Below are 25,757 nucleotides of genomic sequence, written 5' to 3'. Positions count from 1 at the left end.
CGTGCTGCGCCCGTTCGTCCCCGACACCACCGGCCGCTCCCCGGACGGAACAACCTGGCCGGGGGACCGCGGTCCCTTCTGGCACGGCGCCGGGCTGCACCTCAGGCGAACCGGGCGGAGACTCCTCCGTCGACAGCCCAGTCCGCGCCGGTGACGAACCCGGCAGCGTCGGACAGCAGGAAAGCGACTACAGAGGCGACCTGGTCGGGGGTGCCGAGACGGCCGAGGATGTGTTTGGCCGTCGCTTCTTGGCGGACATCCGGCGCCTCCTGGGCAAAATACTCGGCCAGCAGGTCCGTCTCGATATATCCGGGGCTGACCGCGTTGACCCGGACACCCTGCGACCCCACCTCGAGGGCCATGCTGCGCGTCAGACCTACGAGTCCGGCTTTGGCGGAGGCGTAGGGGAACATGCCGGGGCAGGTCATCGTGGCGTGCATCGAGGCGATGTTCACGATCGCGCCCCGCCCCTGGGCGGTCATGCCAGGCAGGACAGCCCTGGCCATGAGCCACGCTCCCTTGAGGTCGACGCCGAACACCTCGTCCCATTGCTGGGTGGTCATGGCGACCACGTCAGCATACGAGTTGCGTCCTGCGTTGTTCACCAGGCCTGTTGCCGGTCCCAGCTCGTCGCGCAGGGCACTCACAGCATCGCGGACCTGATCCTCGCAGGTGATGTCGCACGCTGCCCAGCCGGCGGCCGGGCCGATTCGGCGTGCGGTTTCCCGCGCACCGTCACCGTCGATGTCCAGGAGGCCCACCCTTGCACCGGCGGCTGCCGCCATCGTTGCCACGGAGGCGCCGATGCCGCGGGCGGCGCCGGTGACCAGCACTACTTCCTCGCTCAGGTCAAACATATCGGTCTCCGTTCCGCGCGGGGCGCGGGAGTAGTCGAGGTGAGTAACGGAGCACACCGGGCAGAGCCATCACTTGCGCGGGCCCCCGGGACGGCGTGCTGATTTGGATACGAGGCGAACTTAACAGCTAGGCTGCCAAGCGTGTCGGCGGGCTGGAGGCGGGGACGGCTCGCCTGCCCAGAGGTGAGGGAGTGAACGCATGACGATCGGGCGGACGACGCTGAGTCAGCACGTGGCTCAGGAGATCATCGGCGAGATCAAGCTGCGCGGTCTGCGGACGGGCGATGAGATCCCGGCCGAGGGTGAACTCGCTGAGCGGCACGGTGTCAACCGTCTCGCCGTGCGTGAGGCGATCCGCACGCTGGTCGCGCGTGGTGTCCTCGTCTCGAGCCAGGGCAAGCGTGCGCGTGTAGCGGTCCCCGCTCCCGCTGTCCTGGAGCAGATCCTCGATTTCCGTCTCAGCCAGAACTCGATGGATCTGGCGGACCTGCTCGACACCCGGCGTGTGATCGAGGCGGAGCTCGCGCGCCGGGCCGCAGTGCGGCGCGCCGCCGGCGAGGACTCCATGACGGAGGTGGATCGCGCGCTGGCCACGATGGGCCACGCGGTCGGTGAGCCGGAGGCGTTCATCGCTGCGGACCTCGCCTTCCATCAGGCCGTCGCAGAACTGGCCGCATCGGGGCTGTTCTCCTTCATCCTCACGGCAATGAACGGAATCCTGCTCGACTCCCGCAGAGCGAGCTACCACGGTCGTGAACGCCGGGGGGCGGGGCAGGAAGCCACGGTCGATGCGCACCGGCGCATCGCCGACGCGATCGCCGGTGGCGACGGGAATCGCGCGGCCGAGGCCATGACCGCCCACCTCGCGGAGACCGGTCACGACCTCGGACTGTGATGCGCTCCGAGGGCTGTCAGGGCAGAAGCCGCACCCGTGCCGTGCCGCTCCAGTCGGCCGGCAGCGTGATCGCGGGGTCGATGTAGTTGCCCCAGGCGAGGTCGGGATAGTTGATACGGGCGCTGACGATCAACCCCACGCCGGGAGCCTGGAGCGGGAAGGCGTCGCTCGTCAGCGCCTCGAATGCGTCCAGGACCACATGGGCGTCCGTGGCGGCTGCGTTCTTGCGGCCGCTCACCTTGATGCTGACAGTGTGCCGGCCCTCGACCAGGTCGGTGCGTTCGAGCACCCGTTGCTGGAACTGCTTGCTCGACGCATAGAGGTCAACCTCGGTGGCGGGCCCGCCGTCGATTGAGATCTCAGCGATCCCCTGGTTGGGGCCCTTGGGGCAGATGACGCGGACGCCCGTCCCCGAGAGCCTGACGGTCGCCGTGTCGCCTGCGGTTCTGCTGAAGGATTCGGTGTGCCCGAGATCGCCGCTCGTCCACGTCTTGCTCGAGTCCGCATGCGTCCACGACCCCTTGTAGACGACCGCGTCCGACGCGTCGTCGATCACCGGGTCCACCACTTGGAAGGCGTCGACGAGCGCGAAGACGCCCTTCGAAGCGGCGTTCTTGGTGCCGGTGCACTCCACCCTGACGGTGTGCCGTCCGTACGCCAGTGATGCGCTTCGGAAGACGAGCTGGGCCGGCGCCTTGCCGGGGCCGTAGAGGTCGACCGTTTCCACAGGCTTGCCGTCCACCGAGATCTTCACGATGCCGAGATTGTCCGCCCGGGCGGAATACAGGCCGACTCCCGTACCCGTGAAGGTCAGTTCTGCCGCTGCCCCCGCTGCGTTGGCGAAGGATTCCGTGCCGAAGAGGTCTCCGGCGGTGTAGCCCGAGCTCGCGTCCGCATGGGTCCAGGAACCCGTGTAGACGATGTCCGGGGAAGCGTCGTCGATGAGCGACGGCTCCAGGGGTGCGAGCCGGACCGAGTCGGTACCGTCCGACTCAACCTGCACACCCGGTCCCGCCGTCCCCGCGGTGGCCTTGGCCACCCTGACGTTCGCCTTGGCGCTGCGGAAGTCATTGGTCCAGTGTGCGGCGCTGTCCTTGCCGAACAGGAAGTAGCTGTGGGTGTCCTGAGCCCACGGCCAGTCGGGCTTCGTGCGGTATCCGTCCGCGCCGGTGGCCCGGCTGCGGGTCGCGGTACCGGACGCCCTGCCGATGTGGTCGTCGGGGTACGCCGTCCACTGGGCGTCCCGCTGCCAGCTCAAGGTGTCCGTGCCGTCGGCGAGGACGTACCGTATGCCCACGTCGCTGACCTGGCCGGAGGGCGGGTTGGTGATCGTGTAGGTCGTGGTCAGCAGACCGCGAGGGCTCACCGCCACCTTGATCGTGGTGTCGATGGCGCCGAAGCGTCCCTTCAGGGTGACGGTCACCTGGCCGCCGGCCGTGGTCACGCTCGCCGATGTCCCCACCCACTGTCCGGGAACGGCACGGGAGATCACCAGGTCCGGGCCACTCGTCAGGATCACGGTGCCGTCGGCGGTCGCTTCGACGAGACGCGCGGTGCGCTTGTCGAACACCACTGCGAACGGCTCGTCGACGCCCGTGACGGTGATCGTGTCCGGGCCCTCGTCGACGGTGGGCGCCTTGCCGCTGTCGGAGGGGGAGGGCGGCGTCGCACGGGTGTTGAGCCAGAGCCGGTATTCGTCGATCAGCGCCGTGCCACGCCGGAAGGTGAGTCGCAGGGTGTCGCCCGTCGACCAGGCGCCGGCCGGGACGGTCAGGGTGCCGCTCTGCCGGGGTGCGATATTGACGCCGTCGATGGTGCCCGACCTGTTGCCGATCTGCCAGCCGACCTCGAGCTCTGCGAGGTTGCTGTGGTCGTGCCAGTTCTTGACCAGCACCGGTATGGCTCCTCCCGGGGTCAGACCGTCGAGCACCCCGTCCGCGATCTGTACCGGTGAGAAGGCCTTCTGCGTGAGCCAGAATTCGGGCTTGCGGCGGCGCCACAGGTCGATGATGCCCCACTCGCCATACCCCACAGGCCCGTTGGCCAGGTGGAACACCTCGTCAATGGCCGCCCAGATCGCGCCGCCCACGACTCCGTCCGTGGTACGGAACTTGTCCGCCAGCTTGGCGATGCTGTGGCCCCAGAAGTCGCGCACTCCGGGGTCTTCCTTCAGGGTCCCCACGTTGTAGCACGGCACATGGGCGAACTCGCCGTACTGGATGGGCTGTTTGGCGTTTCCGTTGGCGTTCTGGAGGTTGGGGTAGTGGCCGCTGTAGATGTCGGTCTGATTGCCGCCGTTGCTCTGGCCCATGTCCTCGAAGACCGTGGGACGAGACGGGTCCGTCTCGTGGGCGTAGGTGTTCTCCGAGGCGAAGTTGCGGCCCATGCCGCTCTCGTTGCCGACGGACCACTCGATCACGCAGGGGTGGCTGCGGTCGCGTTCGATCATCTCGGCGAACTGCGTCATGTACTGATCGGTGTAGGCGGGATCATCGACGGTGCTCTGCTGGAAGCAGACGGGCGACTCGACCTCGACATACAGTCCGAGACGGTCGGCCCAGTCGAGCAGCGCCGGTGTCGGCGGGTAGTGCGAGGTGCGGATGTAGTTGCAGTTGGCCTCCTTGTAGAGCCGGGCGGCCTGCTCCTCCATGGCCGGGCTGGTCGAACGGCCCTGCTTCTCCGTGATGCTGTGATGACAGACGCCCAGCAGGTGTACGGGGCTGCCGTTGACCACCAGCTTGTTTCCCTCCACCTTGACCTGACGGAACCCGACCTTCCGGGTCACTGTCTGGGTCACGCCTGCGGCGGTGAACGCAGCGGTGAGGGTGTAGAGGTGGGGGCGTTCCGCGTCCCACTTGAGGGGAGCCTTGACCGGGATCACGGCCTGTTGCTGCGGATCCGTGCCGGTCAGGTCGATCTTCGACGGAGTGATCGCGACCGGCCGGCCCTCGGGATCGGTGAGGGTGAGCGTGGCCGTTCCGCTCTGGCCCGTCCGGAACGACGCGGCCGCGGTCACGGTGAGCGTGGCGTCCCGGTACGCGCTGTCGAAGGTCGTGTCGGCGTGCAGCCTCGTGAGGTGGGAAGCCGGCAGGGCGACCAGGGTGACGTCGCGCAGGATGCCGCCGATGATGTGGTGCGCGTAGTTGGACTGGCCGGCGATGCTGGTGGGCCGGTCGGTGACGCCGAGGGTGACGACGGCCGCGCGGCCCGGCGTGACCAGGGAGGTGATGTCGGCGTACCAGGTGGTGAAGCCGCCGTCGTGGGTACGTACGGCGGTGCCGTTGACCCACAGCCGGGCATAGCTGTAGACGCCGTCGAAGCGGAGCATGACGCGCTTGCCCGCGAAGTCCGCCGGAACGGTGACCTCGACCGTGTACGCGCATTCGGTGTCCGAGGGGACGGACTGGTTCTGCAGGGCCGGTTCGCCGGGTACGTCGAGCGGGTGCCACGAGGAGGTGTCGGTACCGGATGTCCAGAAGGATGCCGGAGGACTGGACGTCCAGCGCCACCCGGAGGCGACGGGAACGCGCGGGTTGCTTACCCCGGAGACCGTCTCGGGAAGGGGCGGGATCACGGGCGGAGCGGTGGCGGCATGGGCGGGTGCGGCAAGGAAGACATCACCTGCTACGGCGAGGAATCCCGCTGCCGCCAGGCTCTTCAGCACACCGCGGCGGCTGAACCCTCCTGCCTTTGCGGCGGGGCCGGTGTGTTCCGAAGGCGTGCTGCTGTGCGAGAACGTCACGTCAAACCCTTCTTGACAACTAAGCTGCTATGTGTGCGGATCAGTGTGGGCACGTGGTTCGGTGAAGGGCGCTCCTTCCTTCCCGGGCCGCGTGGGACCTGCCCCGGGTGCATCAGTTGGGTAGTCCGACAGCGCGTTCGCCGCTGCGTCGCTGCTGGATCACGACGGCTATGACGAGGAGGGCGCCCTGGGCGACGTTCTGCCAGAAGGAGTTGATGCCCTGGACGGTGAGACCGTTCTCCAGGGCGCCGAGGAGGGCGACGGCGAGGAGGGTGCCGCCGATGCCTCCCTTACCGCCTTTGAGGGCGGCGCCGCCGAGTGCGGCGGCGGTGATGGCCTTGAGTTCGAGGCCTTCGCTGCCGGAGGTGGGCTGGCCGGATCCGGTGCGGGCGGTGAGGAGGATGCCGGCGATGGCGGCGACGATGCCGATGAGGGCGTAGACGCAGATCAGATATTTGTTGATGTTGATGCCGGCGAGGCGGGCGGCTGTGTCGTTTCCGCCGATGGCGTAGATGTTGCGGCCGATGTCGGTGTAGCGGAGCAGGATGTGGACGGCCACGGCGACGACGACGAGGATCCAGACCATGACGGGCAGTCCGGCGATCTTTCCGCGGCCGAGGAAGATGAAGACGTCGTTGTTGAGGACATAGCCCTGGGCCCGTCCGTCGGACAGGAGTTGAGCGAGGCCCTTGTAGGCGGCGAGGCCGGCGAGGGTGGCGATGGTGGGGTTGACCCGGCCGTAGACGATGATCAGGCCGTTGAGGGCACCAATGAGGAGGCCGACTCCTATGGCGGCCGCCATGCCGAGGAAGGCGTTGGTGCCGGTGCTGGTGAACACCATGGCGCTGACCACGGATGCCACACCGGCCTGCGAGCCGACGGAGATGTCGAGGCCGCCGCAGATGATGACGACGGTCTGGACGATCGCGAGCAGCCCGGTGATGGTCGCCGCCTCCGCGATGACCTGCATGTTCGACAGGCTCAGATAGTTGTCGTTGAGGACCCCGAACAGCCCGAGCACGAGGATCAGCGCGCCGACGAGGCTGATGTTTTGCCCGCTGATGCGGGAGAGCAGCTTCGGCATCGAGGAGGCCGACCCTCCCGACGGCTCCTTGACTGCAGGGGATGGGGCGCTGGTGGTGGTCATGAAGAGGCTCCGGGGGTACGGGTGCTGATGATGTCGTCGGCCATGGCGAGTTGCAGGATGGACTCTTCGGTGGCTTCGCCGTGGTTGAGCTCGCCGGTGATGCGGCCGCCCTGCATGACGACGACGCGGTCGGCGAGGCCGAGGAGTTCAGGGAGTTCGGAGGAGATGACGAGGACGGCCACACCGTCGGCGGCGAGGTCGGCGATGATCTGGTAGATCTCGGCCTTGGCGCCGACGTCGATGCCTCGGGTCGGCTCGTCGAGGATCAGGACCTTGGGTTTGCGGGCGAGCCAGCGGGCGAGGACAACCTTCTGCTGGTTTCCGCCGGAGAGTTTGCGCACTTCGTGGTCGATCGAGGGTGTGCGGACCCGGAGCCGGTCGGTGTAGTGCTGGGCGAGCTCTCGTTCGGCAGTGCGGCGTACGAAGCGGGAGCGCCGTAGCCGGTCGAGGACTACCTGGGAGATGTTGGCGCGGACGGACTGCTGCAGGAAGAGCGCCTGTGCCTTGCGCTCCTCGGGGGCGAGTCCGAGGCCGGCGCGGATCACCGCGCCGGGGCGGCCGCTGGGCAGTGGGACTCCGTCGAGGGTGGCGGTGCCGCTGTGGACGGGCTGGTCGCCGGCCAGTGCGAGGGCGAGTTCGGAGCGTCCTGCTCCGATGAGGCCGGCCAGGCCGACGACTTCGCCGGCGTGGATCCGGAGCGAGATGTCGTGGACATCGTCGGTGGTGAGGTTCTTGACGTCGAGAACGAGGCGGTCGGTGGCGACCCGCTGTCGGACGAACATGGTGGACAGGTCGCGGCCCACCATGAGGCGTACGAGCTCTGCTTCGTTCGTCGTGTCGGCCTGCTGGACACCGACCAGGCTGCCGTCGCGCAGCACGGCGATACGGTCGGCGAGCTGGAAGATCTCCTGCATGCGGTGCGAGACATAGACGATGGCGATGCCTTGGTCCCTCAGTCGCCGGATCAGGGCGAACAGGGCGTCCACCTCGTGCTCGGCGAGGGAGGATGTGGGTTCGTCGAACGCGATCAGTGTCGCCGCGGTACTGCCGGTGAGGGCGCGCATGATCTCGACCAGCTGGCGTTGGGCCGGGGTCAGCTGTGAACCCAGGAGGTTCGGGTCCAGTACATCGGCGAAGCCCAGCCGGGCCAAGTCCGCGTCGATGCGGCGGCGGAGCTCGGCCCGGTCGAATCGCCGGCCGGACTTGCGCGGCAGGGCGCCGGCGTAGACGTTCTCGGCGACCGAGATGTGCGGGATGATCTCCGGTTCCTGCGGAATGATCCGGATACCTGCTGTGCGTGCCTTGGCCGGGGAGTCGAGCACCACGCGCTCGCCACCCAGGACGATGTGCCCCTGGGTGGGCTGGTGGTCACCGGTGAGGATCTTGAGCAGGGTCGACTTGCCCGCGCCGTTCTCACCCATCAGTGCGGTGACCTGCCCGCGGGGGAAGTCGAGCGTGACCCCGCCAAGGGCCCGCACCGCCCCGAACCGTTTGGTGACGTCCACGATGCCCGGCGACGGGGACGGCGGTGACGCTTCTTCAGTCTGTCCTTCGGAAGGGTCCGGGCCGGCGGGCGAATGGGAGGCTCTGGTCATATGTCGTTCACCTCGAAGGCATGGCGCGCAGAGTGTTCATGGAAAGGGGACCGGTACGACGGGGCTGTCGTCGGCCCGCGGCCGGAACGGGTGGTCCGGCCGCGGGCGCGGACGGGTCAGCCGCAGGTGAGACCGGCGGTCTTCCAGGAGGAGTGGTCGACCATCGTGGTGGGAGCGAAGGCTTCCTGCGGGAAGTCCTTGCCGTTCTTGAGCTTGTCGTACATGGTCTGGACGGCCAGGGCGCCGACGTCCTTGCCGTTGATGAAGAGGGCGGCCTTCATGCCGCTCTTCTTGTCGGTCTGCCATTCCTTGCAGGCGAGGTAGGCGCCGAGACCGACGCCGATGACGTGGTCGGGGCCGATGCCGGCGTTCTGCAGGGCGGTGACCCCGCCCATGGCGTTCTCGTCGTTGCAGCCCCAGACGACCCAGTTCTTGACCTTGGAGTTCGCGGTGATCGTCGCGGCGATCTTGTCCTGGGCGCCGGTCGGTGTGTTGTCGGTGGGCACGTTGATGGTCTTCACGCCGGGCACCGCGGCGTCGAACGTCTTCTTGGCCGCGTGGACCCGGTCACCGCAGACGGTGACGTCCTGCTTCCAGGCCGAGATGACACGGGTGTCCGCGGCATTCCAGCCGGCCTTCTTGTACTCGGCGGCCGCTCGCTTGCCGACCTCCTCACCCATCTGCGCACCGCTGAACCCGATGCGGGGGACCAGGTCGTCCTTGCCGCAGGCGGCGGGGTCGGGCCCGGTGGTGCAGATCTGGTCGTCGGAGGTGAGCAGGGCGACCTTCCCGTCCTTAGCCGTCTGGACGACCTGTGGGCCGACGGCCGGGTCGGGGACGACGATGATGATGCCGCTCGTCTTCTGTGCGACGGCTGACTGGACCTCGCTGACGGTCTTGTTGGCGTCGTTGCCCAGGTTCACCACCTTGAGGTCGATGCCCAGCTCCTTGGCTTTCGCCTTGGCGCCGGCCGCCTCGCCGATGAAGTACTCCTGGTCGCCCTGCTTCTGCAGGTACGTGAGGGAGATCTTGCCGTCGACCTTCTTGTCGACCGCATCGCCGCCGGAGGACTCCTTGCCCGACGAACACGCCGTGGCGAGACCGAGAGTGAGCAGCAGGCCGGTGGCCACGGCGATGTTCCGGTGGAACGAAGAGTTCATGTGGAGCTCCTTCGAGCTGGCAGTGACCGCCGCGCATCGTGCTGTCGGGGCCGTGGGGTGAGGACTGATCCGGTGTTTCCGGGTCACGTCGGTGCTCGCCCGTGCGCGGAGGGCGCCGGGCTTCGTACATCGGTGTGTGGGTGTGCGGGGGCCGGTCTGCCGGTGTCCGACGGGCGGGTTCCGGCTGTATCGACAGGCGGTACGCCAAAGGTCAGGAGGCGGACGAGCCGCACCGGCGCCTTACGTACCACGGGTTGAACCTCCGCTTCAGCGACAGCCTCGCGCGGCCCCCGAGGCGCTATCGTCATTTGATAGCATCATTAAATCCGTCGGCAGGGCAAGCCCCTGCACGGTCACAGCCCGGTCTCAAGCGGTCGGAACCGCGTGGCCGTACCCCATCGGAGGCTCATACATGGCAGAGCGAGAGACACCGTCAGCCGCAGTCCCCGTCACACGTCGAGAACCGCTCAGGAGCCGTGCCTGGTTCGGCGACGGCGGCAAGAACGGTTTCATCGCCCGTCACCACCTGCGAGCCATGGGACGCGGGGGCCACAACTTCGACGGCCGCCCGGTCATCGGCATCTGCAACACGTTCTCCGAACTGACCCCGTGCAACGGCCATTTGCAGATCCTTTCGGACGCGGTGAAGCGTGGAGTGCTGCAGGCGGGCGGCTTCCCCCTGGAATTTCCTGCCATGTCGCTTGGCGAACCCTTCCTGCGGCCGACGTCGATGCTCTACCGCAACCTGGCGGCCATGGAGATCGAAGAGCAGATCCGGGCCAATCCGATCGACGCCGTCGTCTTGCTCACCGGGTGCGACAAGACCACGCCTGCCGCACTGATGGGTGCCGCCAGCGCCGGCGTGCCCGCCATCGTCCTCACCGGGGGGCCCATGCTCAACGGCCGGTTCAAGGGCCGCAACGTGGGGTCCGGCACGGATATCTGGCGAATGACGGAAGAGCTGCGCGCGGGGACGATCACGCAGGATGAGTTCACCGAGTTCGAGTCGTCCCTCAACCGCTCCGCGGGTCACTGCATGACCATGGGTACGGCGTCCACCATGGCCTGCCTGGCGGAGGCCCTTGGCATGATGCTGCCCGGCGGCTCCGGACTACCGGCCGTGGACGCCCGGCGCGGCACGCTGGCCGAAGAGACCGGCGCACGTGCCGTGGCGCTCGCCGGAAGCGATCTCACTCCCCGGCGCATCATGACGCGGGCAGCCTTCGAGAACGCCGTCCGGATCAACGCGGCGATCGGCGGGTCGACCAACGCGGTGGTGCACCTGCTCGCCCTGGCCGGCCGACTGGGCGTACCCCTGGAACTCGACGACTTCGACCGCCTGGGCGCCGAACTTCCGCTGCTCATCGACCTGATGCCCTCCGGACGTTTCCTGATGGAGGAATTCGCCTACGCCGGAGGGCTGCCGGCGCTCGTCAACGACCTGCAGGACGCTCTGCACCGGGACACGGTGACGGTCACCGGACTTTCCCTGACGGCCAATTGCCAGGGTGCGCAGGTGTATGACCGTGAGGTCATCCGGGCCTTCGACAACCCGGTGCTGCCCGCAGGACGAGGGACAGCCGTAGTGCGCGGCAGCCTCGCCCCGGACGGTGCCGTCATCAAGCTGTCAGCAGCCGCACCGCACCTGCTGGACCACACCGGCCCCGCCCTCGTCTTCGACTCCATCGAGGAATACCTCGCCGTCGCCGAGGACCCCACGCTCGACGTCTCCGCCGAGACGGTGCTCATCGTGCGCAACACAGGCCCCCGCGGATATCCAGGCATGCCCGAAGTGGGCAACCTGCCCTTGCCGAAGAAGCTGCTCGACGCCGGAATCAGGGACATGGTCCGCGTATCCGATGCCCGCATGTCCGGAACGGCCTTCGGAACGTGCGTGCTCCACGTGGCACCGGAGGCGGCCGTCGGCGGCCCGCTGGCCTTCGTCCGCACCGGCGACCAGGTCAGACTGGACGTGCCCGGCCGGCGGCTCGACGTGCTGATCAACGAGACCGAAATGGACCTGCGGCGCTCAGCGTGGCAGCCGCCGACACCGCCCGTCACCCGTGGCTGGACCTACCTCTACACCGAACACGTCACGCAGGCCGACACCGGCGCCGACCTCGACTTCCTCGTCGGCTCGACCGACTCTCCCCCGCCCCGCCAAGCCTTCTGAGGAACCGACATGTCCACACCCGCACACAAGGACCTCGACACACTGATCCGAGGAGTCTCACCCGTACTGGAGGTTCCGTTCCACGACGACGGAGAGCTCGACCCCGACGGGTTCACCACGGTGGTGGACCAGGTACTGGCGGCAGGGGTGAACTCGCTGATGTTCCCCGGATTCGCGAGCGAGTTCCACAAACTCGACCCCGAAGAGCGGGAGCTGCTCACCGGACTGCTGATCCAGCAGACCCGGCACCGCCAGGATGTCGCCGCCATCGTCTCCGTGCCCGACCACGCCACCCGAACCGCGGTCCGCCAGGCGCTCCGCGCCGCGGAACTCGGGGCCGACGCCGTCAACCTGCTCCCGCCGCACTTCCTCGCGCCGTCCAGGAACGCCGTCTCGGCCCACCTGCGCGAGGTCCTGCTCGCTGTCGACCCGCTGCCCGTCGTGGTGCAGTACGCCCCGGCACAGACCGGAACGGCGCTGGACGCACCCACCCTGCACACCCTGGCCGCCGAGCACCCCAATCTCCGCTGGGTCAAGGTCGAGTCCGCACCGCCGGGACGGCTGATCGCCGCGCTGGCCGCCGGGCCACGTCCGCTGCCCTCGCTGGTCGGCTACGCAGGACTGCAACTGCCGGACGCCCTGCGGCGCGGAGCAGTCGGCGTACAGCCGGGCTGCTCCTTCACCGAGCTGTACGTCGAGATCTGGGAACACTGGCAGCGCGGTGACGAGGCCGAGGCCCTCGCGCTTCACACCCGGATGCTGCCCTACCTCTCCTACTGGATGCAGAACGTGGAGCTCGTCATCGCCGTCGAGAAGGAGATCTCGGTGCGCCGCGGCTGGTTCGCGTCCGCGCACTGCCGGGCACCGGGATACTCGCTGGACAAGGAAGAGCTGAAAATGATCGACCGCTTCTGTGCGGAGTTCGCCCCACTGATAACGGAGCTCGCTCGATGAGCCCCGACGTCGTCGTATGCGGCGAGACCATGCTCCTCATGCTGGCCGAACCCGGGGTGCCGCTGGAGCACGCGGTCTCCTTCCGCCGCTCCATCGCCGGCGCCGAGAGCAATGTGGCGGCCGGCCTCGCCCGGCTCGGACACTCCGTTCGCTGGCTCGGCCGCGTCGGCGACGATCCGGCAGGGCGTGCCGTGCTGGCCCAGCTCCGCGCCCATGGTGTCGACAGCTCGTACGCGGTCACGGACCCGGAAGCTCCGACCGGTGTCCTCATGCGTGACAGCCACCCGGCGCGCGCGATCGACGTGCAGTATCTGCGCGCAGGTTCAGCCGCCTCCCGCCTCTCGCCGCACGAACTGCAGCCCCGCATGTTCCAGGGGGCACGGCTCGTGCACATCACCGGGATCACCCCGATGCTGTCTGACTCGGCGAACCGGGCAACATGGCGACTGGTCGAACTGGCACGAGCCGCCGGCGCGGTGCTCTCCTTCGATCCGAACATCCGCCACAAGCTCGGCACGCCGGCACGCTGGCGCGAGGTCGTCACCCCCTTGCTGTCCCACGCGGACGTGGTGATGGCGGGCGAGGACGAGTGGGAACTGCTCGGCGTTCCGGACCCGGCCGCACTGCTCGGGACAGGGCCGCGAACAATCGTCGTGAAGCACCGCGACAAATCGGCCACCTGTCTCACCTCCGACGCGGAAGCGGCCGTCCAGCCCGCCTTTGACGTACCGGTCTCCGACCCCGTGGGAGCGGGGGACGCCTTCGCCGCAGGATTCCTCTCGGGCCTGCTGCACGGTCACGGCCCAGATCAATGCCTGCGCCAGGCCGCCGCCGTAGCGGCCTTGGTGGTGCAATGCCCCACAGACACGGATGGTCTGCCCAACCAGGCCGGCCTCGATCGCGCCCTGGCCGGCTTCACGGACGCCGGATCCGAAACCGTCATCCGGTGACACCGGCAACCGGCCACCGCCAGGCCACCACACCTCTCCACAAGGAAAAGAGTACGAACGTCATGTACCGATGGGAGACCACCCAGGCCGTCACCGCACAGCGCGTGTTCGGCATCATCCGCACGGCAGGTCCAGAAGAGGCCGTCACGGCAGCAGAAGCCGTCCTGGACGCCGGGCTGCACGCCGTGGAGATCGCCCTCACCACGCCACGAGCCCTCACCGCCCTGGCCCGCCTCACCGAAACCCGCCCCCACGCACTGCTCGGCGCGGGCACCGTCATCGACGCGGCCGCGGCCCGCGCGGCCATAGAAGCCGGGGCACGCTTCCTCGTGTCGCCGAGCCTCCACCCGGAAGTCATCCGCGCAGGCCACCGCTACGGAGTTCCGGTCTTTCCCGGCGTCGCCACCCCGACCGAAATGGTGCACGCCCTGGAGGAGGGCGCCGACGCGCTGAAGCTCTTCCCGGCCTCGGCCGTATCACCTGCCTGGCTACGCGACGTGCGCGCGGCGCTCCCCCAGGCACCCCTGCTGCCCACTGGAGGTGTGACAATCGACAACGCCCCGGAATGGATAGCCGCGGGTGCGGTGGCCTGCGGGATCGGTTCGGCCCTCACGTCGGGCAGTACCCCGAACACAGGTGAACGCGTGGGCACGCTCCTGCGCAGACTCGCCGATTCTCGTTGACGAGCACCGGACGCCAGAATCGGCAAATGCAGGCCCTTTGAAACGGACGACAGGGAGTGGCGTGGAACTGCACGGACTGCACGGTCAGGTGGTCGAGCGCATCGGGGAGTCCCTCGCCGCGGAGCAGATCCGTGCGGGCGAGGTCCTCCGCCTCGAAGACGTACAGGACCGGTACGGAGTCTCCCGGACCGTGGCACGCGAGGCGGTCCGGGTCCTGGAGTCGAAGCGGGTCGTCACCAGCCGGCCCCGCGTGGGAATCACCGTGCGGCCGATGACCGAGTGGAACCTCTACGACCCCCAAGTCATCCGATGGCGACTGGCCTCTCCCTTCCGCGGCGCCCAGTTGCGCGAACTCACCGAATTGCGGGCTGCGGTGGAACCGTCCGCCGCTGCCCTCGCGGCGGCGGGCGCGTCACCCAGCGCGCGGAAGGCGCTCGTCGAGCTCGCCCGGGCGATGGAGAGCGTCGCTCGAGCCGATGACATCCAGGGCTTCATAGCGGCTGACCTGGCCTTTCACAAGGCGCTGCTGAATGCCTCGGGCAACGGGATGTTCGCCCAGCTCTCCGAGGTCACCGAGGAGCTTCTCGTCGCCCGCCGCGACCTGCCCCTGATGCCGGACCATGTGGACGTGGACGCGGTACGCCGCCATATGGAAGTGGCCGAGGCCATCGCGGACGGACGTCCGGAGGACGCTTCGCGGTGCGTCCGCGCCATCGTCGACTCCGCTCACCGGGAGGTGGAACAGCTCTTGGAAGGCGGCGCGCACTGCGCGCTCGGCAGCCGTCCCCTCAAGGCTTGATCGGGGCACCATAGAAGCGGCACCTCCGGACCGATGGGAGGCTACCCCCACCCTCTGCGGCCCGCAGCACGCTCCTGGCCGACACCACGACAGGTACACCGGGTCGATCGGCAGGCAGTGGCCTCCGATACCCGGGCCCGGGTCGAAGCGCATGAAGCCGAACGGCTTGGTCGCTGCCGCCTCCAACGCTGCGGGCAGATCCGGACCGGTATCGCGGGCCACTTCCGCCGGCTCGTGGACCAGCACGATGTACACGGCCGGGAAGGTGTTCTCCAGCAGCTTCGCGAGCTCCGTCTCCTCGCACCGGCCACCGGCACGACGCGGTGCACCAGCCCGGAGCAGAAGGCCGCGGCCCGCTCCAGCGATGCCGCATCGATACCGCTGACGATCTTCGGTGTCGTCGTCAGCGTCCACATCCGGTTGCCCGGGTCAATCCGTTCAAGGCTGAACCCCAAGGCGAACCAGTAGGCCCCTGGAACTCGTCCGTGGTTACCCTCGTCGCCGATGACCGCAGGCGGGCCTGGGCACGTGTGCCCCGCACTCAATCTGTGCACGGCCTCCGAGGAGAGGCACATTGCCTGCCTCCCCCTGCGGCCTCCATCGTCGGCTTGCGGCACCGGCACACCGCGATCGGGCCACGCGCCACCTCCTGCCGAGAACAACAAGCCGCCGATCGAGTACGAGCACCCCCAGATGGGCCGGCTCACGCACACGGTGGTCCGCCGTCCGCTGCTTCGCCGGTGAACTCGGCCAAAAGCATGCACAGTTCGCGTCCCGTACGTGACGATGCAGAGCGATCAAGTCGAGTGCGGCGCGACCGCCAGGGCTACGACTTCCCCGCAATGGGGAGACAGGTGGGCACAGGGACATGCGGTGGGGTGGGGCGGAAACGGTACGTCCGGGGCAGCGGGTCGGACGGTTCACAGTGCTGGCCGTTCGCCCGCGAGGTCGCGTGCGCGCAGCGGGTACGCGGTGTCTACACGGCAAGTGTCGTCGACGCCGACCCCACGGCGCAGGTGCCTTGGATGGCGCAGGAGTACGTTCCGGCGCCTTCACTGAAGGAGCTGGTGGAGGATTGCGGCACGCTGGGACCGGACGCGCTGCACTGGGTGGCTGCCGGCATGGCGGAGGCCCTGGCCTCCCTCCACTCAGCAGGGCTGGTGCACCGGGACATCAAGCCGTCGAATGTGCTGCTGCCGGTGGAGGGGCCGCGCGTGATCGACTTCGGTATCTCGCAGGCGCACGACCTGACCCGGACCCAGTCGGCGCTCGGCACCGTGGCATACGCGTCGCCGGAACAGGCCCGGGGCGAGCCGACCACTGAGGCGTCCGACGTCTTCTCCTTGGGGGCGACCCTGTACTACCTGGCGGTGGGGAGGCCGCCCTACCTGGACATCGAGGAGATCTCGGCTCTGGAGCTGCTGATGCGCGCGGCCACCGGCGAGACCGATGTCTCCGGCCTGCCGTCCGTATTGGACGCCCTCGTTCTGCCCTGTCTCGATCTGAATCCGCGGGCGCGGCCCACGCCGGCCGAGCTGATCGCTCACTGCGCCGGCCATCTCGGTGACGGTCCGGCGGCCCGCAGCGACGGGAGCGTGCTGGACGCCCGGTGGACCGCAGCCATCGAGCGACACCGTGCCGAGCGGAATGCCCTGCGTGACGCCTTGCGCCAAGTTGGCACCACCGGCCCGACCGCCCGGTCCGGGCGCACCGAAGCGGACGGGCCGACACAGGCCATGGCAGAGCCGGCCGGGACGGCACACCTGCCCGGCCCGCCGGCCACCGCCGCGTCCGGACGGAGCCGGCGTGTGCGGTTGACCGTCAGCGCGCTGGCCGCGGCCGGCGTGTTGGCCGGCACACTGCTGGTGCTGAGTCCCTGGGACGGGTCCGGCGACGGCGGTGGCACGGGCTCCGCGGGAGCCCCGGACCGGCCTGTGCGCTTCCTCGAAGTGGAGCGCGAACAGCCTGGAGCCTGCCCCGGCAGCGGGTCGTCCGAAGCCGCCACCTTCGCGACATCGCAGCCCGGCGTGCCCTCGGGTCGCGGCTTCACCTCGGACGACCGACAACAGTGCGTGATCGTCTCCACCGCTCCCGGCATGACTGTCACCAGGTTCAGGCAGGTCTCGGCGTTCGAGGACACGGAGGACGGCGGACCGGGCGGATGGTCGGTCCAGGTGGCGTTCGAGAGTAAGGACGCCAAGGCTTTCACCGCCCTGACCGGCAAGGTGACAGGCCGGGCCGCCCCCACGGATTCCCTGGCGATAGTCCAGGGCGAGGACCGGCTGCTCGCCAAGGTCACCGTAATCGGCCGCATCACGGGCGGCGAGGCCGTGATCGCAACCAGACTCGGACGCAACGAGGCGCACTTCCTCGCCAACGTGTTGGGGGCCCCGTCCTGAATCCCCGCGGGCGGCCGCAAGGGGCCCCAGCCACGCGCTCAATGGCCGCCGAGCAGACCCCGGCACCTCGTCGCAGGTGCCGTTCGTCTCGGCGCAAGGACGGAACTTCACGTTCTCGCCAAGGATCTCGTGGGCAGCGGGCCGGGTGCCTATGGAGGTCATGACCGCGGAAGTCGTGTCAGCCCCGCTGATCGCGTCCCGCAGCCGATCTCCGGTCGCGCCTCCTCGCGTTCCTCGACGGCATCGTGGACGTAGCGGCCCGCAACAACGGCCTGCTCGCGGCCCTCGGCCACGCCGTCACCCCCACCCGACGCCGGAGTCGCCTTCAGCGTCCGGCGTCGTGCCGCCTGCGACGGCTTCCCCGGCGAGGCCGCTGTGGAGGACCTCCCGTTGCCATTGGCGTCGCGGCTGGGTATGCAGGCGCCAGTAGTGTTCGGCGATGTCGTCGGGGTCAAACGCCGTACCCGCAGCGACGGGACCGTCCACGGTGACGCTGGCCACGTGGACGCCGGAGGGTCCATATTCCTGGTCGAGCAGAGTGACCAGGGTGCGCACTCCGGCCTTGCCGAGCGAAAGGCTCACGTACTGGGGCTTCGGCTCGGGCATTCCGCCGGTGATGATGAATGAACCACTCCCCCGCCGCGCCATTTCGGGGGCAAGGTGGGAGGCGGCGGTGATCGCTCCGACCACGTTGACCGCCCAGGCATCCAACTGGGCGTGCGCGGACAGTTGTCCGGGTGTGTCCGGCTGGATGATCGCCGCGTTGTAGACCACGACGTCGGGGAGGCCGAACTCCGCGGTCGCAGTGTCGAGGGCGGCGCGCAGTGCCGTCTCGTCGGTGCTGTTCGCTGTCAGGGCGATGACTGGCACACCGAAGGGGGAAACCGCTTCGGTCACGTCGGCAAGTGTTCGGGCGGTCCGTGCGATGAGCGCGATCGGCAGTCCCTGGCGGGCGAATCGGCGGGCGACCGACCGGCCGATCCCTGGACCGGCTCCTATGACCACTGCTCCCGGCATTTCTGGCTCCTTCGCTGGATGGTGGCTGACAACCGGGACGTTAAGGTGTCACATCGGTGTGAAGGTCAACCTTGGAGCGGGGTGTTCCATGCGGATCGGTGCCTTGGCCCGGACGGCAGGCGTCAGTCGGCGGTTGCTGCGTTACTACGAGGAGCAGGGGCTGCTCCGGCCGCTACGGCTCACAAACGGCTATCGTGAGTACTCCGAGGCTGACGTCGCCGCTGTGCGCCATATCCGTGCCCTGCTGGCCGCAGGCCTGCCCACCGCGGTCATCGGCCGCCTGCTGCACTGCGTCCATGACGACGGCGAACGCCTCATTCCGTCGACCTGTCCCGGAATGGTCGCTGACCTGCAGCGAGAGCACCGCCGCATCACCGAGACGATCACAGAGCTCCAATCATCTCAGCAGGTGCTCGGCACCATGCTCACCGCCGCCCTGCGACAACCCGGCGGCGGCCCCGGCCGGCGTGAACAGGACGGTCCAGCGGAGTCGGCCTGACGTCAGGAAGCGCCCCGACTCCAGTGACCGTCCACGCACGGGGCTGGGCCAAGCTCCGGGCGGAGCCGTAACGGCAGGGGCGAGGCCGGGCAACTTTCCCGTTGGCCGGACGGCGGGTTCTCAACGTGGCCGTCGCCGCAGTCGCAGTGGGATGTCATCGGTCTCGCCCCGCACCGTCCGGTCGGCCGGACGATCGCCGACCACATGTGCGTGGACCTCGTGACCGGCGCCCTGGCCGCGGCGAGCCGGACTCGCCGCAGCCTCACCGGATCGGTCGTGCGCACCGGCCACGGGGCCCGGGAGCGGCGCGTCCCTTGCCAGAGCGCGCATCGCCCGTCGTGACCGTCAGGCCCGCTCCGCCACTTGGCGCCAACCGGCGAGAACCACCAGGCCTCCGATGGCCGCGAGGATCATGAGGGCTACGCCGAACACCGTGGCACCGTCGGTCAGTCCCACCGCATCACTCAGGTATCCGGCAGAGACAGGAAGAACGCCGGCGAAGGCATACCCGCCCACGTTGAGAGCGGCGTTGGCCTCCGCGAGGCGCTGGGGAGGAACGCTGGAGTTGAGCAGGGACAGGCCGCCCAACTGCCCCATCCCCTGGCCGGCTCCGGCGAGCAGCGCCGAGGCTACGAGAACCGGCACGGAGGAGGCGTGCACGGCGATGACCAACGCGATCATGCTCGCCGTGGTACTGATCGCGCCGGCGGCCAGGATGATGCGCCGGTGCAGATGCTGGACAGCGAACTGCATCGCGGTAGCGGCGAGAAACATGGCGAAGGCCATGGCACCGGCGATGATCCGGCTGGTACTGCCCAGCAGACCCGAGAGGAGCGAGGGACCGAGCGAGAGCACAAAGGATGTGGCGGTAATGCCGGGTGCGAACACGGCGATCCCCAGGGTTAGTTCACGACCGCTTCCCTGTGGGACGGCGGGTACACGCACCCAGGCGCCCTTGGGTGGCGACAAGGGGCTCCGGATCGGCATGCGCAGTACGGCAAACATCGCGGTGACGAGCAGCGTGGCCTCGACGACGAAGACGGTGACGGTAGGTGCGGGCATGGTTTCCGAGAGGACCCCGGCCAGGAAGGGGCCGAGACCGGCGCCGAAGACCATCGCGCACGAAGCGAGCAGGGCGGCGATTCTCTTGCGTTCGGGGCCGGCCACGTCGGTCACCGCAGCCATGCCCGCCGAGACCACAGCACCGACCGCCATTCCGGTGAGCAGCCTGGCCACGATCAACGCGGCCACGCTGGTGGCGGTCGCGAAGATCAGGCATGCGATGAGGGCGAGTACAAGGGCGGGCAGCAGTACGGGCTTGCGTCCGAGCCGGTCGGAGACCACACCGGAGACGAGGAGTGAGCCGATGAGACCGACGATGTAGAAGGCGAACACGACGGTCAGGGTGCCCTTGGAAAAGCCGATGTCGCGCTGCCACAGCACGTACAGCGGGGTCGCCGCGTTCGAGAGTACGAAGATGGCGGTGATAGGCCATGCGGCCAGCCATACCCACCGCAGTGGAGCGACGCCCCCTTCCCCGGCCTTCGTGGTGTCATTGCGTCGCCTCCCGTCTACGGCCTGGACGGATGCGGGCCGAGTCTCGGACATGAGCGTGCCTCCCGACTTCCTGCAGTACGAGTCGAGTCGAACTTAGCATGCAGTACGATTGAAGTCGTACAAAGGAATCGAGTCATGAGGAGTTACCGATGCCTCCGACCGTGGGCACCGCACCCTGGACCGACGAGGTGTTCCCCGAGCCACCCGGCCTACCTGAACCGCTGCCTGAACCGGCAGTCGACGACCTTCGCCTGGAGACGGTTCTGGCTGCACTCAGCGACCCTTTGAGGCTGACGATCGTCCACAGGCTCCTCCTGGAATCGGAACAGTTCGACCACGCCTGCGGCTGGTTCGGCTTCGACCGGCCCAAGTCCTCTCTCACACACCACTTCAAGGCCCTGCGGGAGGCGGGAATCACACGCCAGCGCCAGTACGGGCTCGAGCGCCGCAGTCACGTGCGCGTCGTAGATCTCAACGCCCGCTTCCCCGGCCTCCTCGACCTGGTTGCGGCTTGGACCCCACGGGCGTGACGCAGCACCGGCCGGCGGGCCATCCTCGGCCTTGTGGGCGGCGACGGCGTGAGGGCGCCAAGCGCGGGATGCACACGTCACCGCGATCGATTGCCGCGGAGTGAACGACGTCTCATGCTGGTCCGTGACGGGCTGAACGGTCTGTCCTGCGCGGTCGAGACCGTCCGGCCCCCTTTGGCACCAGTGCGTCAGGGAAGCGAACGGGCCGCTGACGGGCTCCCGCACCTGATGGTGCACGTCAACCGGTTCGGCTATTTGGCGGCCCGCAGAAAACGGGCGACGGCCTCCTTCTCCCTCTCGATTCCCTCCTCGATCTCAGGCGGGCCAGGTTCGAACGTATCCACCTGGATGGAGCGCGAGCCGGAGCCACGGGTCCAGGTGGCGACGGCAAGGCCGTCGGCGATGACGGTGGGCCGGATGATTCCGCCTCCCGGCCAGACGCCGGCCCGGTGAAGTGCGGGGACAGATACCTCGCGGGTGCGGTAGCCGACCAGGTAGTTGTCGTAGGCGGGCAGCATGCGAACGTCTGGGGTGTCGGGTGTACCCGTTGGTTGTTCCACCCGGTCGGCGAGCATGGTCAACGCGTCGTCTCCGGTGATCGCGCCGGATTCCGCCAGCGTTTTCCAGGCCCTGCGGGCCCATGTGACCGGCAGCCCGGACCATGCGGCGAAATCCTCCAAGGCGGCAGGGGCGTGCGCGGCAAGGTAGCGGCGGGCCAGCTCGGCGAGGGCGGAGTCTCCCTCCCACTGGGCGCACCCGATGGCGGGCAGCCAGTCGTCGAGAAGTACATAGGTGGCCTCACCCGCGCGCTGGGGGCCGTGGCAGAGGATGCCGGTGAGTGCCGCGTGGCGGATCAGGTGGAAGGGCGCCTGTCCGTCCGGCGGGATGCCGAGGGTGGTGAGGTGCTCGGTCAACTCGGGCCGGGTGAGTGGGCCGTGCGTGGCAAGCTCGCACCGGATCAGGTGGTCGGCGCGCCGGCGCAGATCGTCGTCCAGGCCCAGCTGCTGGTAGCGACGGCTGGTTGTGGCAAGGATTCGAGGTGCGAGCAGTCGCAGGACCCAGCGGGCGTCGCCGCTGGGGATGGTATGCAGGGTGCCGCGCATGTACCAGCCGCGGACGATGCTCCGCTCCTTCTCGTATGCCATGCGGATGGACCGTGCGGTGAGGTCCCGTCCGCGTACCCGGATGCCCAGGTCGGCGGCCGTTGCGTCCTGGGCCTGTATGGCGAAGACCCGTCGGACGACCGCCTCGGCAGATGTCTCCGGCGTTCCGCCGGCCAGAGCCTGGGCGTGGGCCCGCAACCGGCGGACGCTTTCGTGGTCAAGCATCGGGCTGTGCCTCTCAGTTCGCGCTGTAGGAGAAGGCCGCATCGAGGATGTCGGCGAGTTCGGCGGGCGCGGACAGTATCGTCCAGTGACCAGTGGGCAGACAGAGGCACCGCCATGGCGGTTGGTCCAGGCAGGCCGGCATCGGCACGCGTGCGTCCAGCAGCCCCGTGAAGGCACGGCAGGCGATCACGACCCGGTCCACCCCGGGACCGGGCTCGGTCGGGCCTGCGAGGAGTTGGGGGTAGGTGCCCATGCTTGCGGCGAACGGGGCGCTGTCCGCTGCAGCAGCACGCACCGCACACTACCGCGTACCCAACGGGCACCTGCACCGGGAGGAGTTCGAGCATGGGCCCGGCCTGGAGCCGTTGGGGTGCCGCTTCCGGCACGACCTGGAGCTCGTCACCTGCCCTCGACCGACCTCAACCGGATCGAGGCCGTCTGCGAACGACGACCAGGGAACCTACCTCAGAGGGACCCGACCGCCCCGCCGGCCACAAGGCGGCGAGCGTGCGCGGCATCCGCTCGCGGCCTTCGGGGAAGACGCTGTCCCCATCGGCGTCCAGACGGACCATGCCGCCGGCTGGTTCTGCTCCCAGGCGAGCGGTACGCCGCGTCCGACGAACGCGCATAGGACAGGCCCAGTGTCGGAGACCACTCGGCCCGGCAGGAACGCACTGCCACGGCTGCGGATCGAGAAGCAGCTCGGTGTGCAGGCCGGTCTCCTCCAGCAGCTCTCGTGCCGCTGCCGCACGCGGCGTCTCGCCGGGCTCCACCTTGCCGCCGGGCGAAGCAGGCGGGTTCGCGGATTTCTGGCCTGGGAGTCGCAGTCACCCACGCCTGAGTGGTTCCTCGACGGCTTTGCGTATGGCGGGTTCGGGGCCTGATGCTGGTGTGCTGGTGTGTTCGACCGCCACGAGTTCCCCGCGGGCGGTCCACAAGTCCCTGTCAGTGAGTGATCTTGGCTCGCGGGGACCCGGATTCGGTTGAAGCCGGTCGCCTCCTCGATGGTGCTCCCGTAGGGTTCGCGGGTTACGCGATGGAGAGGCGGTTCGGAACGTGGCACCCAGGACAGTGACGCGGGAGCAGTTGGCGGGGGCGGCGCGCGCTGCGCTGGGTGGCGGGCGGCGGCTGGAGGGGGTCGAGCGGGTCGCAGGCGGCAGCAAGAAGGGTGTGTACCGCCTGGTAATGGACGACGCGACGACTGCGATTGCCTATTTGTGGGACGACACCGAGAACTTCTGGCCGGCGGCCGAGGGTGACGACGACCTCACCGACCCGTTCTCGCCCGGCCTTCAGCTTGATCTGTTCCAGGCCGCGCACGCGCGGCTGGAAGGGCTCGGCGTCCGCGTTCCGGCGATCCGTCTCCTCGACCGCGACGGGGATTACTGTCATGCAGACCTTGCGATCGTCGAGGACCTTCCGGCGGAGAACCTTGAGGAGTTGCTCGCGCGCGACCCTGGCGCGGCGGCTGTGGTTATAGTCCGGCTCGCGGAGTCGCTGGAGGCGATGCGAGGTCACCGTGCACCGACGTACGGCAAGGTGGCCGTGGTCGACGGTGGAGGAACGTCGCGCGGTAGGTCGTGCGAGGGTGTGGTTCTTGACCGTGCACTGCGGGACCTTGGCGAGGCGGCCTCGCGCGATCCGCGCATCATGGGTGTCTGCGGGCGCCTGGAGGAGCGGCTGCTGGGCCTGGCGGCGGCGGTGCAGCCACGCACGGAGTATGCGGTCGTGCACGGCGAGCTGGGGCCCGACCATGTGCTGGTGGACGCGGACGGGAACCCCGTGGCGATCGACATCGAGGGATTGATGTACTTCGACGTCGAGTGGGAGCACGTCTTTCTGCGAATCCGCCTGCATGACGCCTACCAGCCGCTGAAGGTGGACGGCTTGGACGAGGACCGGCTCGCGCTCTACATGCTCGCGCAGCGGCTCTCGCTGACGGCGGGTCCCTTGCGGCTGCTTGACGGGGATTTCCCTGATCGGACCTTCATGGCGGGCATCGCCGAGTACAACCTGAAGCAGGCACTGAAACTGGCCCACGCCTGAACTTACCCATGGGTCTCAGCTCTCAGCTGGGGACAGGGACGCCACGGTGAGGATGGGCCGCGTGGATGTACTTCATGGCCGTGTCCACTCGTCTTCCCGCCCCTCTCCACGCCAGGGTGGAGAGGGTGCCGGGCCCCTTGGACGGTGTGCGGGACAATCAGCAGAAGTGGATCACTACGGCATGGGTGTCTTGCTCATACCGTCTCGTGGTGGTGGGGGTCCAAGGAGGCCAGTTCTTCGTCCGACAGACGCAGGGAGCCGACGGCGACGTTCTGGGCGAGGTGGTCAAGGTCGCCGGTGCCGGGGATGGCCAGGACGTGGGAGCCCTGGTGGAGTGTCCACGCCAGCCGGATCTGGGCTGTGCTCACACCGTGTGCACGGGCGATGGCGTGCACCTGTTCGCTGTGGTCGGTGGTCGCGCCGGCAGTGCGTCCGGTGCCGGCGATCGAGTAGAACGGCACGAACGCGATGCGTTGTTCACCGCAGATGCCCAGGAACTCCTTCTGTTCGGGTGATGCGCCGATGCCGTACATGTTCTGGACGCAGACCACCGGTGCGATGCTCTGGGCCTCGGCGAGGTGGTGGGGGCGGACATTGGACAGCCCCAGGTGCCGGATGAGGCCGGCCTCGCGCAGTTCGGCAAGTGCGCCGAAGCGTTCGGCGATGGAAGCGGTGCCGACGATGCGCAGGTTCACCACGTCGAGGTGGTCGCGGCCGAGCCGGCGCAGGTTCTCCTCGACCTGGCCGCGCAACTGCGCGGGGGTGGCGTGCGGCAGCCACTGGCCCGCAGGGTCGCGGCCTGGTCCGACCTTGGTGGCGATGACAAGGTCGTCCGGGTAGGGGGCCAGCGCCTGGTTGATCAGCTCGTTGGCGCAGCGCAGCGACGAGAAGTAGAACGCGGCGGTGTCGATGTGGTTCACGCCGAGATCGACCGCGCGGCGCAGCACACCGATCGCCTGGTCGCGGTCGCGCGGGACGGCATCGGCCGCGAACGCCTCGCCGTGCTGCGTCAGGCGCATCGCGCCGAAACCGAGCCGGTTGACCGTCAGGTCGCCGAGCTTCCAGGTGCCCGATGCCGCCGCAGTGATTGTTTGTGAGGTCATGGCGGGATGATCTCCACACGGTAGGCTGGCCCGCCATTGATTCATGCATGCCTGAATCTATTGAGGAGTGGTTGTCCTGGCGGAGCTGGAGTTCTCGACAAGTGATCTGTCGCAGGTGCGGTTCGCCGTCTCACCGATGTGGGAGATCGCGCCCAGCTTCCGACTGCTGACGTCCGGCACCGCGCATCCCATTCACCGGCCCTGGGCCGACCAGGTACGCCCCCGCATGGTGGCCGCCGGCCTTGACCAGGGCTGGCTCTGCGAGCTGATCCCGCCCACCGGCGGCTACGTCCCCGACTTCCTCAACCCGGCCCCCGCCGGAC

The 25,757-nt window shown here is 68.6% G+C and carries 22 protein-coding genes and 2 pseudogenes; 12 read left to right on the top strand and 12 right to left on the bottom strand.

The annotated features are described in order from the left end of the window. Positions 1-101: 101 nt before the first annotated feature. Entirely contained in the window at positions 102-857 is a 756-nt protein-coding gene (locus JGS39_RS15665) for an SDR family NAD(P)-dependent oxidoreductase (protein ID WP_219569704.1), read from the bottom strand. 199 nt (positions 858-1,056) lie between these two features. Between JGS39_RS15665 and JGS39_RS15660 the strand changes: the two genes are divergently transcribed. Next, positions 1,057-1,752, top strand: a complete 696-nt coding sequence (locus tag JGS39_RS15660) for a FadR/GntR family transcriptional regulator (RefSeq protein WP_219569703.1) — start codon at positions 1,057-1,059, stop codon at positions 1,750-1,752. Between the two features lie 16 nt (positions 1,753-1,768). On the opposite strand, the gene JGS39_RS15655 is transcribed toward JGS39_RS15660, so the two are convergent. From JGS39_RS15655 to JGS39_RS15640, 4 genes are all read right to left on the bottom strand, one after another. Further along, the gene (locus JGS39_RS15655) at positions 1,769-5,494 is read right to left on the bottom strand and encodes a glycoside hydrolase family 2 TIM barrel-domain containing protein (RefSeq protein ID WP_219569702.1); all 3,726 of its coding nucleotides are present in this window, start codon (positions 5,492-5,494) and stop codon (positions 1,769-1,771) included. A gap of 112 nt (positions 5,495-5,606) precedes the next feature. Further along, on the bottom strand, positions 5,607-6,641 hold the full coding sequence (locus JGS39_RS15650; protein ID WP_219569701.1) for an ABC transporter permease: 1,035 nt from the start codon (positions 6,639-6,641) through the stop codon (positions 5,607-5,609). Then, positions 6,638-8,146, bottom strand: a complete 1,509-nt coding sequence (locus JGS39_RS15645) for a sugar ABC transporter ATP-binding protein (RefSeq protein WP_308120439.1) — start codon at positions 8,144-8,146, stop codon at positions 6,638-6,640. Before JGS39_RS15645 ends, JGS39_RS15650 begins: the two co-directional genes overlap by 4 nt. A gap of 206 nt (positions 8,147-8,352) precedes the next feature. Then, positions 8,353-9,396 carry a substrate-binding domain-containing protein gene (locus JGS39_RS15640; protein WP_219569699.1) on the bottom strand — a complete coding sequence of 348 codons (1,044 nt, stop codon included), beginning with the start codon at positions 9,394-9,396 and terminating at the stop codon, positions 8,353-8,355. A gap of 412 nt (positions 9,397-9,808) precedes the next feature. On the opposite strand from JGS39_RS15640, the gene JGS39_RS15635 reads away from it, so the two are divergent. From JGS39_RS15635 to JGS39_RS15615, 5 genes are all read left to right on the top strand, one after another. Beyond that, entirely contained in the window at positions 9,809-11,569 is a 1,761-nt protein-coding gene (locus JGS39_RS15635; protein WP_219569698.1) for an IlvD/Edd family dehydratase, read from the top strand. Positions 11,570-11,578: 9 nt separating this feature from the next. Beyond that, positions 11,579-12,523, top strand: coding sequence for a dihydrodipicolinate synthase family protein (locus JGS39_RS15630; RefSeq protein WP_219569697.1), 945 nt, complete (start codon positions 11,579-11,581; stop codon positions 12,521-12,523). After that, the gene (locus tag JGS39_RS15625) at positions 12,520-13,473 is read left to right on the top strand and encodes a sugar kinase (RefSeq protein WP_219569696.1); all 954 of its coding nucleotides are present in this window, start codon (positions 12,520-12,522) and stop codon (positions 13,471-13,473) included. Before JGS39_RS15630 ends, JGS39_RS15625 begins: the two co-directional genes overlap by 4 nt. Before the next feature lie 62 nt (positions 13,474-13,535). Continuing rightward, on the top strand, positions 13,536-14,156 hold the full coding sequence (locus JGS39_RS15620) for a bifunctional 4-hydroxy-2-oxoglutarate aldolase/2-dehydro-3-deoxy-phosphogluconate aldolase (RefSeq protein WP_219569695.1): 621 nt from the start codon (positions 13,536-13,538) through the stop codon (positions 14,154-14,156). Between the two features lie 61 nt (positions 14,157-14,217). Next, on the top strand, positions 14,218-14,955 hold the full coding sequence (locus JGS39_RS15615; RefSeq protein WP_219569694.1) for a FadR/GntR family transcriptional regulator: 738 nt from the start codon (positions 14,218-14,220) through the stop codon (positions 14,953-14,955). 144 nt (positions 14,956-15,099) lie between these two features. Here JGS39_RS15615 and JGS39_RS41910 read toward each other — a convergent pair. Further along, positions 15,100-15,201, bottom strand: a pseudogene (locus tag JGS39_RS41910) (hypothetical protein); the annotation flags it as partial. Between JGS39_RS41910 and JGS39_RS41905 the strand changes: the two are divergent. Together JGS39_RS41905 and JGS39_RS15605 are read left to right on the top strand one after the other, a co-directional pair. Next, the gene (locus JGS39_RS41905; protein WP_371930463.1) at positions 15,190-15,423 is read left to right on the top strand and encodes a hypothetical protein; all 234 of its coding nucleotides are present in this window, start codon (positions 15,190-15,192) and stop codon (positions 15,421-15,423) included. The pseudogene JGS39_RS41910 and the gene JGS39_RS41905 overlap by 12 nt on opposite strands. Before the next feature lie 290 nt (positions 15,424-15,713). Beyond that, the gene (locus JGS39_RS15605; protein WP_308120437.1) at positions 15,714-17,354 is read left to right on the top strand and encodes a protein kinase domain-containing protein; all 1,641 of its coding nucleotides are present in this window, start codon (positions 15,714-15,716) and stop codon (positions 17,352-17,354) included. A gap of 297 nt (positions 17,355-17,651) precedes the next feature. Here the strand turns inward: JGS39_RS15605 and JGS39_RS15600 are convergent, their stop codons facing one another. Further along, positions 17,652-18,371, bottom strand: coding sequence for an SDR family NAD(P)-dependent oxidoreductase (locus tag JGS39_RS15600; RefSeq protein ID WP_219569692.1), 720 nt, complete (start codon positions 18,369-18,371; stop codon positions 17,652-17,654). A gap of 88 nt (positions 18,372-18,459) precedes the next feature. Between JGS39_RS15600 and JGS39_RS15595 the strand changes: the two genes are divergently transcribed. Next, entirely contained in the window at positions 18,460-18,870 is a 411-nt protein-coding gene (locus JGS39_RS15595; protein ID WP_219569714.1) for a MerR family transcriptional regulator, read from the top strand. Between the two features lie 345 nt (positions 18,871-19,215). Here the strand turns inward: JGS39_RS15595 and JGS39_RS15590 are convergent, their stop codons facing one another. Then, complete coding sequence (locus JGS39_RS15590; protein WP_219569691.1) at positions 19,216-20,478, bottom strand: MFS transporter; 1,263 nt, start codon at positions 20,476-20,478, stop codon at positions 19,216-19,218. A gap of 98 nt (positions 20,479-20,576) precedes the next feature. Between JGS39_RS15590 and JGS39_RS15585 the strand changes: the two genes are divergently transcribed. Continuing rightward, complete coding sequence (locus JGS39_RS15585) at positions 20,577-20,957, top strand: ArsR/SmtB family transcription factor (RefSeq protein WP_219569690.1); 381 nt, start codon at positions 20,577-20,579, stop codon at positions 20,955-20,957. A gap of 251 nt (positions 20,958-21,208) precedes the next feature. On the opposite strand, the gene JGS39_RS15580 is transcribed toward JGS39_RS15585, so the two are convergent. The 3 genes from JGS39_RS15580 to JGS39_RS15570 all read right to left on the bottom strand — a co-directional run bounded on the left by JGS39_RS15580 (position 21,209) and on the right by JGS39_RS15570 (position 23,058). Continuing rightward, a complete protein-coding gene (locus JGS39_RS15580; protein WP_219569689.1) occupies positions 21,209-22,285 on the bottom strand; it encodes a winged helix DNA-binding domain-containing protein in 1,077 nt (358 codons plus the stop codon). Positions 22,286-22,298: 13 nt separating this feature from the next. Then, positions 22,299-22,580 (bottom strand): hypothetical protein, encoded by a 282-nt coding sequence (locus JGS39_RS15575; protein ID WP_219569688.1) that lies wholly within the window; start codon positions 22,578-22,580, stop codon positions 22,299-22,301. Positions 22,581-22,704: 124 nt separating this feature from the next. Then, on the bottom strand, positions 22,705-23,058 hold the full coding sequence (locus JGS39_RS15570) for an NUDIX domain-containing protein (RefSeq protein ID WP_308120435.1): 354 nt from the start codon (positions 23,056-23,058) through the stop codon (positions 22,705-22,707). 298 nt (positions 23,059-23,356) lie between these two features. Here JGS39_RS15570 and JGS39_RS15565 point away from each other — a divergent pair, with 298 nt between their 5' ends. Next, positions 23,357-24,331, top strand: coding sequence for a phosphotransferase family protein (locus JGS39_RS15565; protein ID WP_219569713.1), 975 nt, complete (start codon positions 23,357-23,359; stop codon positions 24,329-24,331). A 194-nt stretch (positions 24,332-24,525) separates the two neighbouring features. Here the strand turns inward: JGS39_RS15565 and JGS39_RS15560 are convergent, their stop codons facing one another. Continuing rightward, entirely contained in the window at positions 24,526-25,434 is a 909-nt protein-coding gene (locus tag JGS39_RS15560; protein WP_219569687.1) for an aldo/keto reductase, read from the bottom strand. A 67-nt stretch (positions 25,435-25,501) separates the two neighbouring features. On the opposite strand from JGS39_RS15560, the pseudogene JGS39_RS15555 reads away from it, so the two are divergent. Continuing rightward, positions 25,502-25,757 (top strand): annotated as a pseudogene (locus tag JGS39_RS15555) (transcriptional regulator); the annotation flags it as partial.

It is taken from the genome of Streptomyces poriferorum, from assembly GCF_019399235.1.
GTDB lineage: Bacteria > Actinomycetota > Actinomycetes > Streptomycetales > Streptomycetaceae > Streptomyces > Streptomyces poriferorum.
This window is presented reverse-complemented; position numbering and strand designations above follow the sequence as displayed.

Excerpts from the sequence above, each read along its gene's own strand:
- JGS39_RS15560 (WP_219569687.1), bottom strand. The coding sequence starts at position 25,434 with ATGACCTCACAAACAATCACTGCGGCGGCATCGGGCACCTGGAAGCTC.
- JGS39_RS15585 (WP_219569690.1), top strand. The coding sequence starts at position 20,577 with ATGCCTCCGACCGTGGGCACCGCACCCTGGACCGACGAGGTGTTCCCC.
- JGS39_RS15605 (WP_308120437.1), top strand. The coding sequence starts at position 15,714 with ATGCACAGTTCGCGTCCCGTACGTGACGATGCAGAGCGATCAAGTCGA.
- JGS39_RS15640 (WP_219569699.1), bottom strand. The coding sequence starts at position 9,396 with ATGAACTCTTCGTTCCACCGGAACATCGCCGTGGCCACCGGCCTGCTG.
- JGS39_RS15635 (WP_219569698.1), top strand. The coding sequence starts at position 9,809 with ATGGCAGAGCGAGAGACACCGTCAGCCGCAGTCCCCGTCACACGTCGA.
- JGS39_RS15625 (WP_219569696.1), top strand. The coding sequence starts at position 12,520 with ATGAGCCCCGACGTCGTCGTATGCGGCGAGACCATGCTCCTCATGCTG.
- JGS39_RS15660 (WP_219569703.1), top strand. The coding sequence starts at position 1,057 with ATGACGATCGGGCGGACGACGCTGAGTCAGCACGTGGCTCAGGAGATC.
- JGS39_RS15630 (WP_219569697.1), top strand. The coding sequence starts at position 11,579 with ATGTCCACACCCGCACACAAGGACCTCGACACACTGATCCGAGGAGTC.
- JGS39_RS15600 (WP_219569692.1), bottom strand. The coding sequence starts at position 18,371 with ATGCCGGGAGCAGTGGTCATAGGAGCCGGTCCAGGGATCGGCCGGTCG.
- JGS39_RS15580 (WP_219569689.1), bottom strand. The coding sequence starts at position 22,285 with ATGCTTGACCACGAAAGCGTCCGCCGGTTGCGGGCCCACGCCCAGGCT.
- JGS39_RS15620 (WP_219569695.1), top strand. The coding sequence starts at position 13,536 with ATGTACCGATGGGAGACCACCCAGGCCGTCACCGCACAGCGCGTGTTC.
- JGS39_RS15650 (WP_219569701.1), bottom strand. The coding sequence starts at position 6,641 with ATGACCACCACCAGCGCCCCATCCCCTGCAGTCAAGGAGCCGTCGGGA.
- JGS39_RS15665 (WP_219569704.1), bottom strand. The coding sequence starts at position 857 with ATGTTTGACCTGAGCGAGGAAGTAGTGCTGGTCACCGGCGCCGCCCGC.
- JGS39_RS15590 (WP_219569691.1), bottom strand. The coding sequence starts at position 20,478 with ATGTCCGAGACTCGGCCCGCATCCGTCCAGGCCGTAGACGGGAGGCGA.
- JGS39_RS15595 (WP_219569714.1), top strand. The coding sequence starts at position 18,460 with ATGCGGATCGGTGCCTTGGCCCGGACGGCAGGCGTCAGTCGGCGGTTG.